The 15,660-nt window shown below is 34.5% G+C and carries 12 protein-coding genes, 3 pseudogenes and 2 other annotated features; of the genes and pseudogenes, 12 read left to right on the top strand and 3 right to left on the bottom strand.

All coding sequences use genetic code 11. The annotated features are described in order from the left end of the window. From AC1DIT_RS25480 to AC1DIT_RS25445, 8 genes and pseudogenes are all read left to right on the top strand, one after another. Positions 1 to 275, top strand: a pseudogene (locus tag AC1DIT_RS25480) (DUF4937 domain-containing protein); the annotation flags it as partial. Positions 276 to 551: 276 nt separating this feature from the next. Further along, on the top strand, positions 552 to 1,259 hold the full coding sequence (gene rluF / locus AC1DIT_RS25475) for a 23S rRNA pseudouridine(2604) synthase RluF (protein ID WP_016114832.1): 708 nt from the start codon (positions 552 to 554) through the stop codon (positions 1,257 to 1,259). 300 nt (positions 1,260 to 1,559) lie between these two features. Beyond that, positions 1,560 to 1,788, top strand: a binding site (T-box leader). Between the two features lie 36 nt (positions 1,789 to 1,824). After that, positions 1,825 to 2,052 (top strand) — a binding site (T-box leader). A 46-nt stretch (positions 2,053 to 2,098) separates the two neighbouring features. Next, a complete protein-coding gene (gene thrS / locus AC1DIT_RS25470; RefSeq protein ID WP_016132808.1) occupies positions 2,099 to 4,024 on the top strand; it encodes a threonine--tRNA ligase in 1,926 nt (641 codons plus the stop codon). A 402-nt stretch (positions 4,025 to 4,426) separates the two neighbouring features. Further along, the gene (locus tag AC1DIT_RS25465) at positions 4,427 to 5,194 is read left to right on the top strand and encodes an ABC transporter ATP-binding protein (RefSeq protein ID WP_016132809.1); all 768 of its coding nucleotides are present in this window, start codon (positions 4,427 to 4,429) and stop codon (positions 5,192 to 5,194) included. A gap of 11 nt (positions 5,195 to 5,205) precedes the next feature. Next, positions 5,206 to 6,883: pseudogene (locus AC1DIT_RS25460) on the top strand (FtsX-like permease family protein). Between the two features lie 216 nt (positions 6,884 to 7,099). Beyond that, positions 7,100 to 7,675, top strand: a complete 576-nt coding sequence (locus tag AC1DIT_RS25455) for a hypothetical protein (RefSeq protein WP_229161670.1) — start codon at positions 7,100 to 7,102, stop codon at positions 7,673 to 7,675. Between the two features lie 386 nt (positions 7,676 to 8,061). Then, positions 8,062 to 8,928 carry an ABC transporter permease subunit gene (locus tag AC1DIT_RS25450; RefSeq protein ID WP_016114837.1) on the top strand — a complete coding sequence of 289 codons (867 nt, stop codon included), beginning with the start codon at positions 8,062 to 8,064 and terminating at the stop codon, positions 8,926 to 8,928. 1 nt (position 8,929) lies between these two features. Next, positions 8,930 to 9,931 carry an ABC transporter permease subunit gene (locus AC1DIT_RS25445; protein ID WP_016114838.1) on the top strand — a complete coding sequence of 334 codons (1,002 nt, stop codon included), beginning with the start codon at positions 8,930 to 8,932 and terminating at the stop codon, positions 9,929 to 9,931. 45 nt (positions 9,932 to 9,976) lie between these two features. Here AC1DIT_RS25445 and AC1DIT_RS25440 read toward each other — a convergent pair whose 3' ends face one another. After that, on the bottom strand, positions 9,977 to 11,677 hold the full coding sequence (locus tag AC1DIT_RS25440; protein ID WP_476998493.1) for a pyruvate oxidase: 1,701 nt from the start codon (positions 11,675 to 11,677) through the stop codon (positions 9,977 to 9,979). A 78-nt stretch (positions 11,678 to 11,755) separates the two neighbouring features. Beyond that, a complete protein-coding gene (locus tag AC1DIT_RS25435) occupies positions 11,756 to 12,493 on the bottom strand; it encodes a ZIP family metal transporter (RefSeq protein WP_016114840.1) in 738 nt (245 codons plus the stop codon). A gap of 217 nt (positions 12,494 to 12,710) precedes the next feature. Between AC1DIT_RS25435 and AC1DIT_RS25430 the strand changes: the two are divergent. Further along, positions 12,711 to 12,932: pseudogene (locus AC1DIT_RS25430) on the top strand (EamA family transporter); the annotation flags it as partial. 1 nt (position 12,933) lies between these two features. Here the strand turns inward: AC1DIT_RS25430 and AC1DIT_RS25425 are convergent. Then, a complete protein-coding gene (locus AC1DIT_RS25425) occupies positions 12,934 to 13,509 on the bottom strand; it encodes a histidine phosphatase family protein (protein WP_016114841.1) in 576 nt (191 codons plus the stop codon). A 222-nt stretch (positions 13,510 to 13,731) separates the two neighbouring features. Between AC1DIT_RS25425 and AC1DIT_RS25420 the strand changes: the two genes are divergently transcribed. The 3 genes from AC1DIT_RS25420 to AC1DIT_RS25410 all read left to right on the top strand — a co-directional run. Beyond that, positions 13,732 to 14,241 (top strand): GNAT family N-acetyltransferase, encoded by a 510-nt coding sequence (locus AC1DIT_RS25420; protein WP_016114842.1) that lies wholly within the window; start codon positions 13,732 to 13,734, stop codon positions 14,239 to 14,241. Positions 14,242 to 14,410: 169 nt separating this feature from the next. After that, the gene (locus AC1DIT_RS25415; RefSeq protein WP_476998492.1) at positions 14,411 to 14,560 is read left to right on the top strand and encodes a Spo0E family sporulation regulatory protein-aspartic acid phosphatase; all 150 of its coding nucleotides are present in this window, start codon (positions 14,411 to 14,413) and stop codon (positions 14,558 to 14,560) included. Positions 14,561 to 15,310: 750 nt separating this feature from the next. After that, the coding region (locus AC1DIT_RS25410; RefSeq protein ID WP_476998491.1) for an NAD(P)-binding protein at positions 15,311 to 15,660 on the top strand (350 nt) is incomplete at its 3' end.

The following is a 15,660-nucleotide window of genomic DNA, read 5'->3' as shown; positions in this document are numbered from 1 at the left end:
GAAGGGAAGAGCACTTTTTGCATATACAAGAAACAATTTGGAATAAAGGAATGGAAAAATCAGAAGGAATGTTAGGCGGCGTTGTGGGAAGGACTCTTAAAAACTCCCATCGTTATGTAGTCATTTCTTTTTGGGAAAATGAAATGTCACATCGGCGTTATGTGAAAGAAATTTTTCCTGGATTATATGAATTAGCTCATGTAACGGAGGATGTTGAAAATATAAATGGGAAGCAAGTTGCGTGTATAAAAGAATGGTCTGTATATGAATTGTGAAAAAAGTGAATAAATGATGTTATATCTAGGGTAAATGCTTTTAGTAGTTATAGTTGTATGAAGGGTTAGTTCAAAAGTAGAAGGTGTGCAGTGAATGTATAATTGGTATGTCGTTCAATGAGACGAATTCTTTTCTTTTAAATATGAAAATTATAGAAGACGTCATATACCCTTTCATGTTAATATATTTAAGTTATAATAGGAGGCTTACCCTTTTGTATTGTACGGTAGAAGCAGTGTGAGCTTGAAATTTTTAAAGAAAAGGATGTGCCTAACTTGCGTATAAATAAATTTATTAGTGAATCTGGAAAAGCATCGAGACGCGGAGCAGATAAGTTAATTAATGAAAGAAGAGTAATTATTAACGGAAAGGTTGCAAAAATAGGTGACCAAGTACAACCAGGTGATGACGTGCGAGTAAATGGAGAGCAGCTTCGAATTGCTCGAGACCATGTGTATATCGCTTTAAATAAACCAGTAGGTATTACATGTACAAGTGAAAAGGCAGTTAAAGGTAACATTATCGATTTAGTGAATCATCCTTTACGAATTAATCACGTTGGACGTCTTGATAAAGATTCAGACGGTTTAATTTTGTTAACGAATGATGGCGATATTATTAATGAAATTTTACGTGCTGAAAATAAACATGAAAAAGAATATATTGTTTCAGTAGATAAACCGATTACGCCTGAATTTTTAAAACAAATGGCAGCGGGTGTTAAAATTTTAGGAACAAAAACACTTCCTTGTGAAATAACACAGTTATCAAAATATGAATTCCAAATTATTTTAACACAAGGATTGAATCGCCAAATTCGTCGTATGTGTGAAGCTTTAGGTTATCAAGTATACACATTAAAACGTACGCGAATTATGAATATCGAGTTGAATAATTTACCAGTTGGACAGTGGAGAGATTTAACGAAGAAAGAGAAAAAAAGATTATTTGCAGACTTAAACTACGAACCACAAGATTGGTAAAAAAGAGAGGGTAACCCGAAACAGTGAATTGTTTTGGTTTATTCTCTCTTTTTTTATCCCGCATTAATGGGCAGTAAGACCCCCACCTCAAGATTCAGAGAAAAACGAGGAAGATAGTTGGGAAATCAACTGCTCGTAAAAGCCCGATTGGTGAGGGATGATAATCAGTGGGGATGAGAAAAGCCCCCACTGATTAAAGTTTCACTTTATGTTTGGAAATCTTTTTTTATTTTTATTTTTAAAACACTTGCCAAAATAAATGGAATAGGATATATTAAATAACAATTAATGGATGTTGTTTTAAAAGCAAAGAAAAGGACACGAGTTATTTTTAACGGTTGTACAGAGAAGGAAGGAACGCTGAGAACTTCCTAACGCAAGTAGAATAACTTACCACCTTAGAGCTGCACTAGGGAAAATAAAAGTATCTAGTGCCGTGTAAGCGACGTTACCGCAAAAGAAGCCATTGTATGTTTAATATGATGGGAATCTGGGTGGAACCACGAATATAAGCATATTCGTCCCTATTATTAGGGATGAGTATGCTTTTTTATTTTTAATTTCATAATAAGCGAAGAAAAGGACACGAGTTATTTTTAACGGTTGTACAGAGAGGGAAGGAGTGCTGAGAACTTCCTAACGCAAGTAGAATAACTTACCACCTTAGAGCTGCACTGGGGAAATTAGAGTATCTAGTGCCGTGTAAGCGACGTTACCGTAAAAGAAGCCATTGTATGTTTAGTATGATGGGAATCTGGGTGGAACCACGGGTAAAAGCACGCTCGTCCCTATTATTAGGGATGAGTGTGCTTTTTTATTTATGAAATGGAGCGATTAAAATGAGAGAACAGATGATTAACATTATTTTTCCAGATGGTAGTGCCAAAGAATATGTAAAAGGAATTACTCTAGAAGAGATTGCAGCATCAATTAGTCCGAGTTTAAAAAAGAAAGCAGTCGCAGGAAAGGTGAATGACCGATTATTTGATTTACATCGAAATATCGAACAAGATGCCAAAATTCAAATTATAACTATGGATTCAGATGAAGGAGTAGAAGTTGCGAGACATACTGCTGCACATATATTAGCGCAGGCTGTCAAAAGAATATATGGCGATGTAAAACTGGGTGTAGGACCTGTTATTGAAAATGGATTTTATTACGATATGGATCTTGCTAATAGTATAGCTGTAGAAGACTTACCTAAAATTGAAAATGAAATGCAAAATATTATAAATGAAAACTTGAAGATGGAACGAGTTGAAATTACTAGGGAGGAAGCGAAAAAACTTTTTCAAGATATAAATGATCACTTAAAGTTAGAGCTTTTAGAAGCAATCCCTGAAAATGAACTTGTAACAATTTATAAACAAGGAGAATTTGTTGATTTATGCCGTGGTCCGCATTTACCGTCAACTGGTTACTTGAAAGCATTTCAATTAACTCATGTTTCCGGTGCATATTGGCGAGGAGATAGTAACAATCAAGTGCTTCAGCGTATATATGGCGTTGCATTTTCTTCTCAAAAAGAATTAGAAAATTATTTGCAGTTTTTAGAAGAAGCAGCAAAGAGAAATCATCGTAAGTTAGGAAACGAACTTGAATTATTTATGTTTTCAGAAGAAGCACCAGGAATGCCCTTTTATTTACCAAAAGGACAAATCGTTCGTAATGAATTAGAGTCCTTTTTAAGAGAAATACAACAAAAATATGATTATCAAGAAGTTCGTACTCCTATTATGATGAATCAAGGCCTATGGGAAGAATCAGGGCACTGGGATCATTATAAAGATAATATGTATTTTTCAGAAGTAGACAATAAAAGCTTTGCATTAAAGCCGATGAATTGTCCCGGACATATGCTTATATTTAAACATAAACTACGCTCATACCGTGATTTACCAATTCGGATGTGTGAATTTGGTCAAGTACATCGCCACGAATTCAGCGGTGCATTAAATGGATTATTAAGAGTTCGTACATTTTGTCAGGATGATGCACATTTATTTGTGACACCTGAGCAAATAGAAAGTGAAATAAAGTCAGTGTTAAAACAAATTGACTATGTCTATAGAACATTCGGTTTTGAATATGAAGTGGAGCTTTCAACAAGGCCTGAAGATTCAATGGGTGATGATGAGCTATGGAAGCAAGCAGAAGAGTCCCTTGAAAATGTACTGAAATCATTAAATTATAAATATAGAGTGAACGAAGGAGATGGGGCATTTTACGGACCGAAAATTGATTTTCATATTAAAGATGCTTTACAAAGAAGTCATCAATGCGGAACAGTTCAACTTGATTTTCAAATGCCAGAGAAATTTGATTTGAATTATATTGATGAAAGAAATGAGAAAAGAAGACCGGTTGTTATTCACCGTGCTGTATTAGGCTCTTTTGATCGTTTCCTAGGAATACTAATTGAACATTTCGGAGGGGCATTCCCAACATGGTTAGCTCCAGTTCAAGTAAAAGTAATTCCTGTTTCTACTCTAGTACATGAACAATATACAAAAGAAATTGAAGAAAAGTTAAAGAGCGTTGGCCTTCGCGCCGAACGAGATGCTCGTAGTGAAAAATTAGGGTATAAAATACGAGAGGCACAGCTCCAAAAGATACCATACATTCTTGTTATTGGGGATAAAGAAATGGAGAATGGATCTGTAAATGTGCGTAAATATGGTGAAGAAAAATCTGAAGTGGTTTTGCTATCTGCATTTATGGAAAGTATACGGAAGGAAGTTTATAATAAAGGATCTAAGTAATAAATCATAAATCAATCAGGTTGAAACACACTACTTTAAGTAAGTAGTGTGTTTTTTACTATCATAAAGAAATTATTCGAAGTTATTCGTCGTTAAAAATCATTTTTAACCTGTTTATCATTTTAACCGAGAAGACTCCCTCCTCTAAACGAAGTGTAGGTGGGGGATTTCAATTTGCTATTTTTGTACCTTACAAAAATGTAAGGTGAATGTAAGATAAATCGCAGGAAGATTGTAGGTAAAAATGAGAATATTAAGAAAGGAAGTTAGGGATATAAGATTTTTCTTATCAAATTCGTTATAAAAGATGTGAAATTAAAAAAATCTTAAGAATTTATGTAGGAGAAATCTAAGAAACGTATGGCAAAGTAATGATATACAAAATGGGATGGAGTGATGGGAATGGCAACAAATGTAGTGACAGTAGAAAGTGTAGAGAAAACATATGGCAAAAGAAATGAAAGCCAGTCAAAAGCATTAAGAGGGGTATCGCTTACGATACAAGAAGGGGAATTCGTTGGGATTATGGGACCTTCTGGATCTGGAAAAACGACACTACTAAATGTAATTAGTACACTTGATCATGCGACAGGAGGAAGTGTGACGATAGCAGGCACAGATATTACTTCAATGAAGGGGAACGCTTTATCAGATTTCCGTTCTCAAAAACTGGGGTTTATTTTCCAAGATTTTAATTTGCTTGAAAATCTCTCGATCTATGAGAATATTGCTTTGCCACTTTCACTACAAGGAGTGCCTTCAAGTGAGATAAGCGGGAAAGTAAATGAGGTTGCACAGAAATTAGATATTGTAGAAATTTTAACGAAATATCCATCAGCTGTTTCTGGTGGACAAAAACAGAGAACAGCTGCAGCGCGGGCTTTAGTACATAATCCTGCTATTGTATTAGCAGATGAACCAACAGGTGCACTTGATAGCAAAAATGCGAAGAGTTTACTAGAAGCGATGCAAGACTTACATGAAAATCATGGAGTAAGTATATTAATGGTAACGCATGATGCATTTAGTGCGAGTTATTGTGAGCGGATTCTATTTATTCAAGATGGGCTACTTTATAAAGAATTGAAACGCCAAGGGACACGAGAGGATTTCTATCAAGATATTTTAGGTGTGCTTGCTCATATGGGCTCAGCGACTGAATCCAAATAGGGGGCGAGATCATGTTATTGAAATTATCACGTCATAGTATGAAAAAAATGTTAAAGGACTATCTTGTTTTGCTTGTTGGTCTCGTCATTAGTATAAGTATCTTCTATATGTTTCAAACGATGGCGATTAACAGTCAATTTACAAAAGATAATAGTATGATTAACAGTATTCGCCTTGTATTTTGGGTTGGTGCTGTCTTACTTTCCTTCATTACGGTCTTTTATATCGTATATGCGAATTCCTTTTTACTTACATTGCGCAGGAAAGAGCTTGGTATGTATATGATGCTCGGTGCAAAGAAGAAAAAAGTAGCTCAGTTATTATTTATCGAAACATTCGGTATGGGAATTATCAGCATTATTATTGGGATTATTGTAGGAATATTACTAGCAAGTGCAGCGGGGAATTTTTTAATGAATGGCTTAGAAATTTCGGCGAAAGGCTATGCACCATTTTATTTACCTGCAGTTCTTGTTACATGTGGTTTCTTCTTGATCTTATTTATTATTACTGGATTTATCAATAGTATACGGTTATTGCGTAAAACTGAACTTGAGCTACTTCGTGAAGATGAAACACAAGATGCAATAGAAAAGAGTAAACGTCATGTTATCATTTTTACTGTAATGGGAGTGTTACTGTTAGGGACAGGATACTATTCTATACTGCATATAGACAAGTTACGTGAAATAGGATTTATACTAGCAACGGGTGCTACAACGATAGGGACATATTTTATTTTTAGTTCATTGTTACCATTGTTTGTAACAAAGTTAAAAAGCAACAAAAAACGAAATGAAACAGGTTTAAATAGTTTTACATATGCTCAGCTTCGTTTTCGAATAAATAGTTTATCTCGGGTACTTGGGACTGTCGCGATGCTAATTGCGCTTGGTGCAGGGGCGATGACAGCTGGAATGGCTTTTCAAAAAAATGTTGGTATTATGACGGATTTTTCTCGAGTCTATGATGCGACAATTCATGATCCGAATGAAAAAGATATAGCGGCATTAAAACAAATGAAAATTGTAGAGCAACGAACTTATAAATATAAAGTGGACGGGGAAGCAGTCTATTATTTACGAGAAGATTTAACTGCAAAGCCACCACTCATTTCTGATCATCAAGATACAAAGAATGTCAAAGAGCCTGTACGTAAACGTGTAAAAGAACCATTAACGGAACCTCTTTATACATCTATGGAAGCACCTGAGGCAGCAAGTAAACTTCCACATATGCCAAGTGATTGGAATGATGCAATTAGAATTATATACAAAAATGACAACTTATCAATTTATGAATAGTTTCATGAGCGGTACGATGTTTATGGGATTCTTCCTTGGAATTGCATTCTTAGCTATGATGGCGAGCTCTCTTATGTTTAAAATTTTAACAGGAGCTTCTCGTGATGTACGTCGCTATGAAATGCTTCGAAAAATTGGAGTGCGCCGTAGTATGTTGTCGCGTAGTATCTATAAAGAAATTTCATATCTCTTTATCTTCCCGGCTATCATTGGTATTTCACATATTTTAGTAGGACTTAACTTATTCCGTCTCTTCTTAGTTGATCCGTTTGTAAAAGTTTGGATGCCGATTGGAATCTTTCTTATTATTTATGTTGTATATTACTGGATTACAGTTCAATTGTATAAGAGTATGGTTCTTCCAAAAGAACAAGTTGCAAAGTAATACCGAATGAGGTAATTTGCTGGCAGAATGAAAAACGCGCTTATGAAGGATAAGTGCGTTTTTTTTATTTTTACTTTTGACGATACACAGCGAAAAATATAATATGGAATATCTTAGAAAATATTATGTTTTTTATTCTGAATTTTCTATTTATATTTTGTTTTAAATTATATAATTAGGTAGTAATAGAATTGACAAAAGGAGGGTGTCATGTGTATGCAAAAGGAAGAATGGATTCAAAGATTAAGAGAAGGGCGTTATTATGTATCTTCTTATGAAAGTATTATGAACAAGATACACAAGCGTCCTAGTCGCATACCTGGGGTACTGGTTGCATTCGTATTATTAATCATCTTGCCAGGGTGGCTATTTAGGTATAATGATACAAGTAGTATGTTTATAATGTGGGCTTCCCTGATTGTACTCGTTGCTGTGTGGCCATCTATGATAAGTATATTTAGGAAAGTTACAGCCTCTAAATATGATCCTCAGATTCAGGAATATGATCAAAAATTTCAAAGGAGTGTACCGATTCCAATTAAGTATTTTACAGTCAAAAAAATTGATGGATGTATTGCCGCACTAGAGAGCGGAGCAGCAGATGATTTAAAAGAAGCTTTAGCGGTATGGCAAGTTACTGAAACGAGTGAAGCACAGCGAACTTTGTTAGAAGAGCAAAATATTCTTTTGAAAAAACAGATACGTGTGACAAAAGAAGCAGCAAGTGCATCAAGAGATGCGGCAAGTGCGTCACAGGAAGCAGCAAACGCTGTAAATCAACTCAGTCGTTAGTAATAGAAAACATAAAAAATACACCTTTATAGGTGTATTTTTTAGATTGGAAAACCACCTATATATTAGAGGGTTCTCTCAAGAATAGTGTGTCATATAGGGATAGCTGTATATATATGTTTTCAAAAAATGTATAGATATTCGCAACCTTTGCTTGTATAACGATTGATATATAGTTGAGGAACACCGCCACCATTCTTATGCGTCTGTTAGCTCCTAGAAGGATAAACTGTCTTTTAAATAGTTTTTATAACGTAAGTTACAAAGCGCTTTCTATATTTGTTAAACAATCTTTGACTAAACTACAATTTCAATCTCAAAAAATATATTTTACATTTTTTGAATTTTTTGTAAAATGGTATTATGATTTAGAGAGGAAGAATGTGATGTTACTTCGAGTTGGAAAGTGGTGGGGGATTACTTTTTTGCAACTATTTGCTGCACTGGGATGTATTCTTTGTTTAGGGGCACTCCCGCGTTTATTTAAAGGATTACAAATAGATCTTGTTGGATATGGAAAAGCAATTGTATATCTTGGTGATAAATTGCTTCATCCAAGGGAGATTACGTATGGGTTTCGTGACTCACGAATGTTATTTCCGCAAATTTGGATGCATTATATGGAGACGATGCTAGTATTTGTTTCGTCGTTTCTACTCTCTTTATTAATAGCATATCTTCTTGTTGTATGGGTACTGCAGCGGTCCCATACTAGGCAACGCATATGGAGCGGGATTTTCCTTATACTTGAAAGTATTCCGGATATTTTACTCATTTTATTATCACAACTTTTGGTAGTGGTGGTGTTTCAAAAAACAGGATGGATGCCAGTGAAGTTTGCAGGGATTTCGGGAGAAAGGGTGCGTCTTTTACCGATTTTATGCCTTACATTGCCCACGACGTTATTATTTATTAAATTATTATTACTTCGCTTTAGAGAGGAGTTAGAAAAAGACTATAGTTTATTTGCGAAAAGTAAGGGATTAAGTTTACGGTATATATTAACACATCATATTTCAAGAAATGTGTTACTTACTACGGTTTACTATGCAAAAACGAATATTTTATTCATGTTATCAAATCTTTATATCATTGAATGGCTCTTTAATACATATGGCATGTTTGTATTCGTAAAAGAAAATTCGAAAATAGAAGTGTTTACAGTGTGCTTAGTTTTATTATATGTCCCAATTTTCTTCTTATTTCGCTTGTTACATACGCTCATGCAAAATGTGATAAAGGAGCGTGTGTAATATGTGGCAAACGTTAAAACATGACATGAGATTTTGGGTTGGTGTTATTTTTTTAAGCGGGCTTATGCTTGTCAGTATCGGAAATACTCTATTTTTCGATGGAGAAATTCGAGAAATAACGATGTTGTACAACGAAAAAGGACAAGTAGAAGCAGCGCCTTTTCCTCCATCATCTCAGTTTTGGTTTGGGAGTGATAGTAAAGGGCGTGATTTATTCCAGTTAATAATAGAAGGTGCAAAATGGACAATTGGTGCAAGTTTACTTGTTGCAATTCTGCGAGTTATCATTGGAGGAGGGTTAGGTTTACTTCTTGGTATGTATAGTAAACGTTCTTTTCCGGTTATTTCCTCATTTTTTGATCCATTTAGTATAGTTCCAATGATCATGATTTCGTATTTTATGTTAAGAGAGGTTTTATTCTTTGAAAATGGTACTATTCCAGTTCCTTTCACAATGCGAGTTCTATTTCAAATTAGTATTCTCACATGCTTGGCTGTGCCGACTGTCATGCTGTATACGGCGCAAGAGGTGCAACGTGTAAAAGGGGAAGAGTTTATGATGGCAGCAACAGTTCTTGGTGGAAGTAAATGGCATCAATTATGTCGGCATGTCTGGCCGCATCTTTTGCCATCTTTTTTCTTACTGGTTGTGCAGCAATTTGTTAGTATGTTATTACTATTTTTACATCTTGGTTTACTCCATTTGTTTTTTGGAGGAACTATATCATATAGCGGTGATGCAGATAGTGTGACGAAGGAGTGGACAGGACTGATTGGACAAAATTTCCGTCATTTGACCACACATACTTGGATCGTTCTTGTACCGGTCTTTTTCTATAGCCTGACAATTTTGGCAGGAAATCTTATAAGTAATAGTCTACAAGGGGCGATTGGAATAGGAAATCTGAGAAGAAAGAAAGTAGAAAAGAAAGAAGAAAAAGTTGAAAAACAGATGAAAAGTGAAAGAAAAGATTTTTCTTTTCACCAAGAAGTGTCTAAATAAAAAGATAGATGAGGGCAAACTGTTCTCATCTATCTTTTTTTCATTTTACAAGGGAGGTAAATCGATTTTTCCTTCTTCGAATAACTCTTTTAGCATATGCTTCGTATATCCAGCCGCTTGCCCAAATGTAATTTTTGCAGGCATTGGTGCTTCATTTACGTCTACWACTACATCAATAATRCAWGGYTTAYTTTGYTTWACMGCATTTTCAAAAGCAGGAAGYAAKTCATCAATATGTTCTACTCGGTATCCAACTCCGCCACATATTTCTGCATATTTTGCAAAATTAGGGTTTGTTAAATCTGTACCAAACTCAATATTTCCCATTACTTCTTGCTCAAATTTAATCATAGCGATTTTATGGTTATTTAATACAACAACAATAATTGGTAATTTATACTTAACGGCAGTGACAAAATCATTCATCGTCATTCCAAATCCACCATCACCACAAATTGCAAAGACTTGTTTATCTGGATAAGCAATTTTGCCAGCAATTGCGCCAGGTAGACCACATCCAAGTGTAGCGAGCCAACTAGAGATGATAAACTGCTGATTCGTCATCCGAAAATGACGAGCAGCCCATACTGTGACATTTCCAACGTCTACTGATAAAATTGCATCATCATGAGCAACATGTTGTAAGGCATGCATCACTCTTTGTGGTTTAATTGGAGTAGAAGAGTCCTCTTCTTGATTATGCAATTTTTCTTCCCATTTCTTCATCAGTTCTTGATGATATTCTAGGAATGAATGATCCGTATGCTTCTTCACATTTTCTAAAAACCATTTCAATGTTTTATCTGCGTCACCAGCTAATCCGATATCTGTCGCATAACGTTTTCCAATTTGCGCAGGGTCCGTATCAATGTGAAGCGTTTTGGCTTTTTCAGGTAAAAAGCCAGTGAAAGGATAAGAAGTACCAACCATAATTAATGTATCCGCATTCTTCATTGCTTCGTAAGACGGTTTTGTCCCAATTAACCCTAATCCACCTATACAAAGAGGATGTTCATCAGGAATAATCCCTTTTGCTGGAAGTGTTAAAACGATTGGGGCACCAATATGTTCTGCAAATGCAAGTAAAGATTCCTTCGCATGTTTTGCTCCTTTTCCAGCTAAAATAACAGGTTTTTTTGCATCATTTAATGCTAGTTTTGCTAACTTTAGATCGTCCTCTTGCGGAAAGAGTTCGGGTAATGTAAAAGAAGAACTTGTTATACGTGCACCAGCTTCCACTTCAAATTTCGGAACATCATCTGGTATGGTAAGAACAGATACACCTTTCTTTGTATATGCCATACGAATCGCTTGATTTACAACCGCAGGGAGTTGTTCAGCTGACATAATTCGTTGATTATAAACAGCTACATCATCAAACATTCTTTCTAAGTTTACTTCTTGGAAGAATCCAGTTCCAAGTAAGTCTGATTCAACTTGCCCTGTAATTGCGAGTACCGGTGCTTGATCTAGTTTCGCATCATATAATCCATTTAATAAATGAATAGCTCCAGGACCAGAAATCGCCATACAAACGCCGAGTTTTCCTGTTAATTTTGCATAAGATGCAGCCGCTAATGCACCGGCTTCTTCATGGCGAACTTGAATGAATTTAATTTGGTCTTGTTTTTTTCGAAGTGGCTCAATAATTGAGTTGATTGAATCCCCAGGCATACCGTAAATGTGATCAACGCCCCATTCGATAAGCAAATCAACAAGCGCTTCACCCGCTGTTTTACGAAACATAATAGATCCTCCTTGTGCATTGAGATACTATTATGTTTTGGATAAATAGGTAAAATATACAAAAAACGAATCCTTATTTTAATGATGGTCAGCGAAAAGAGTAAAAACGGTTATGAGTAAAAATCCACTAATAGACCAAGAAAGGAAGGGGAAAAGAGAAAGGTGTTTTTTAGCTTTCCATAACATCTCATGTATTGTGACATAACCTAAAGAACCGATTGCACTCCCCATTATGAGTCCTTGTAAGTGAATTGCTTTCCCGTTCATCATAATCCCAAAGAGTGTACCAGTGCCGAGGATAATTGATAATAACAAAATTGTTAATAGAAATGAAATATATTTATGCTGTGTAAATAGAAAAGGAATGATTAAGGCTAACCCTTCTGGAATATGGTGTATGACAATCGCAAATAAGAACGGAATTGCAGTTTCGTTATGACTTGTAAAGGCAGTACCCAATGCAAATCCGCTCGGCATATTGTGCATAAAAATAGCGAAGGAGAGAAATAAAAAAGTTTGCCATGCTTGCTGGTCTTTTTTATGTATGATAGGGTGATGGCAATAATTATCTAGTAAACTCATAATTAATATACCAATGGAAATTCCAAGCAGAGGACCAATAATTTCATAGCTTGAAAAAGTTTCTGGAATGATTTCTAGTGATAATAATCCAAATAAAATGCCACCACATAATGCGTATAAACGGTGCATTTTTTCTTCAATAAGTTGCCGCGTTGCCAGCCCGACAGCACCACCTAATAGTAATCCACCAAACGAAAAAAACGTAACGATCATCGGAATCCATAATCGTTCCATAGAATCACACTCCATTTTTATAGCCTTCATTTTCAGCTTACTGTGTGAAAGGGGAGATTAGTCCAAATTATTTTGAAGTAATTGTAGAGAAAGTAAAAAGGTGTCTGTTAATTTGTTTTAATTCATATATTAATATTATGAGATAAAAAGAAAAGAGGCATTGATTAGCAGGCGAAGTGGAATTTATCAGGATATGAAAATAAAAATATAAGATAATGGATGGCAAGATTTTCAAATTAGTGGTCAGGCGTTGTTTGGCGATATATTAGCCTTTATTGCAGCTGGTATCATAACGGCTTATTTCTTTTTCGGTCAGCATGTTCGTAAAAAGCTCTCTCTAGTTCCATATTCAGTTATTAGTTATGGGAGCAGTACATTATTTTTAGGAATGTTTGCTTTCAGTCAGAAAGCATCCTTCTTCAATTATTCCGCACAAACATCTAATCTAAATGTACCGTGCAATTATATAATTCTGAATCCCATCCGTGCTCTATTTTTATAATTTTAGTTATTGATGTATTTTTAGGAGATTCTATCATGCTCAAATGAGGTACTAGTTCTTTGAGAAGGTGCTTAATGAATGAGCCATGACTAACGATTAAGATGTTTTTGTTAGGGTATTTATATGTAATTTCTTCAATAAAAGGTATAGCTCTTGCTTTAACACTGTCACTACTTTCTATTCCTAAATCAAGTGCTCTCCAATTATCTCCCCACTTCGAAATTCGTTCATCTTCGGTTGTTCCTTCAATTTGTCCACCGCTTACTTCGCGAAGTCTAGGGTCTAAATAGATTTCTATATTTTCAATGTTTTTTTCTATTGCCTCAGCAGTTTGTTTCGCTCTTAATAAATCGCTAGAATAGATTAAATCCCAATTTTCTGTAGCTAAACGTTCTGCAAGTTTATAAGCTTCAGATAATCCAGCTTGATCAAGTGGAATATTTGAATTTCCTTGTGCTCTACCTTCTTTATTCCAATGTGTGCTGCCATGGCGGATAATACCGAGTGTAGTCATATGAAAACCTCCAAACTATAGTTTTTAGAAAAATAAAAAATCATTCCGTTATTATATGATAATTCAGGAAATAAGAAAAGGAAACTTTATATTTTCTATATAAAAGTTTTAAAAATATTGTTATGCAAACAGATGAATTAGGAGATTTAAAGATAAATGCAAGTAGGAGTTTTGCGTAGTATAAAGAATCTATATTGTATTAGTTGAAAAGGAGGTAATGTAATGGAAGTTACGATTCGTGCAGTGGAGATACAAGATGCTAGAGCAATTCATCGTATATGCATACAAAATGATGTTTTACCATATATGGTTTTCTTGCCTAGTATGCGAGTKGATGCGATGGAAAATAGGATTCGAAATCTAGCGCCGAATCAATTTGAATTTGTTGCTGAGTATGATGGAAAAGTCGTTGGGTTTATTGGTTTAACGCAAGGGCAAGGACGAAGGTCACATTCGGGAGATTTATTTATCGGTGTAGATAGTGAATATCATAATAAAGGCATTGGGAAAGCTTTGATGACGAAAATGCTGGATCTTACAGATAATTGGTTAATGCTAGAGAGAGTAGAACTTGGTGTTTTGGAAATAAATCCTGGTGCAAAAGTACTATATGAAAAATTTGGATTTAGGGAAGAAGGTATAAAAAAGGGGAATCTAAAAGCTCATGGTAAGTTCATTGATGAAATTATGATGAGTCGTCTTCGGCCCAATGGTTTAATTGTACATAATTAAAAATTACAAGAAAAAGAATGCTTTTTTTGTAAAGCATTCTTTTTCTTGTAATGGGGAGTAGCTTTTTCTTAAAGATGTAAGATTTACATAAACATAACACTTTTACTTATTATGTAAGTAGTCTATACTAGAGTACATATATTTTTAAATTGGAGCGAGTAAATAAAACATGGAGCTGAGAAAATTAGAACATATCATTGAAGTGAAAAAAGAAGAACTTTTTGCACTTGTTTCAAATTAWGGATTTCAACACCAAAAAGTTCTTGAAATGAGCCAGGAATTAGACAAGTTAATAAATTATTTTATGTTATTAAAATAAAGAGCGGTCACTTTATACAGAAATAATGATTAAGTGATAGTTGGTTATTTTAATTGTTAGTTTATTAGCTGTAAATATTAAAAAGTATAATTATTTCCTTATTTAAATATATCTTCTAACATCATTAAGCGTTACGAACCTCATTTTAGAATCTCATCATGTTATAAACACTACTGTAATATGAAGTATGTTTTATTTAAATATTTTAATGAAAGAAAGTAAATAGATTAGCGATATTTTTGTTTATGAAAAGACCACCAAGTAAAATGAAATCATTAACTTTTGTTGATGTTTTTCCAGTTCAACCATAGAATTGAGAAGAAACCTTACAACAAGAAGCTGTGCATCATAAAAAATGTTTGAAAATGAAGAAGTAGTTTCGTATATGAATGGAATTCATGAGAATAGTGCTTGGAGAACTTTCATTCAATTATGGAATGAAACGAATCGTTATCCTTTTTGTGGAACTAGTGATGTTTTTAATCTTTAAGTGCCTGCATTATGTATTGCTGGAGGGAGTTCGGAGGATGAGTCTTCAGCTGCTATATCTTTTAAACAACTAAATTCTGAGATTCATATTGCTATGTTTCCTTTTGCTTAATCATTTAGTGCATAATGATCAATCTGAAATGTATTCACATACATTGTATACCTTTTCAAGAACTTTGAAAGTTGCTAGTCGAAAAAGCTGATTTTTGGGTATAATAATAAAGGAATTTATTTATAGTATCGGTTAGGAGCGTAGCAGGTATGAAAACAGTTGTTGTCATAGGTGGAGGTATTACAGGACTTTCTACTATGTATTATTTAGAAAGATTAAAAAAGGATTACGATATAGATTTGGAATTAATCCTTTTAGAACAGAATGAATATTTGGGCGGAAAAATTCACAGTGTGAAAGAAAAAGATTTCATCCTGGAAACAGGAGCCGATTCAATCGTTGCACGAAATGAAAATGTTATGCCATTTGTAAAAGAACTGAATTTAGAAGATGAAATGGTATATAACGAAACAGGTATTTCTTATATTTACTCAAATGATACGTTACATCCGATTCCTGCTGACACAGTATTTGGTATACCGACGAGTGTAGAGTCGTT

This window comes from Bacillus sp. 05T22, assembly GCF_056396765.1.
Note: the sequence above shows the minus strand (reverse complement) of the source record. Positions and strands in the feature narration are given on the sequence as shown.

Bases quoted from the DNA above. Each gene is read 5' to 3' on its own strand.
- thrS (WP_016132808.1), top strand. From the start codon at position 2,099: ATGAGAGAACAGATGATTAACATTATTTTTCCAGATGGTAGTGCCAAA.
- AC1DIT_RS25465 (WP_016132809.1), top strand. From the start codon at position 4,427: ATGGCAACAAATGTAGTGACAGTAGAAAGTGTAGAGAAAACATATGGC.
- AC1DIT_RS25455 (WP_229161670.1), top strand. From the start codon at position 7,100: ATGCAAAAGGAAGAATGGATTCAAAGATTAAGAGAAGGGCGTTATTAT.
- AC1DIT_RS25450 (WP_016114837.1), top strand. From the start codon at position 8,062: ATGTTACTTCGAGTTGGAAAGTGGTGGGGGATTACTTTTTTGCAACTA.
- AC1DIT_RS25445 (WP_016114838.1), top strand. From the start codon at position 8,930: ATGTGGCAAACGTTAAAACATGACATGAGATTTTGGGTTGGTGTTATT.
- AC1DIT_RS25435 (WP_016114840.1), bottom strand. From the start codon at position 12,493: ATGGAACGATTATGGATTCCGATGATCGTTACGTTTTTTTCGTTTGGT.
- AC1DIT_RS25425 (WP_016114841.1), bottom strand. From the start codon at position 13,509: ATGACTACACTCGGTATTATCCGCCATGGCAGCACACATTGGAATAAA.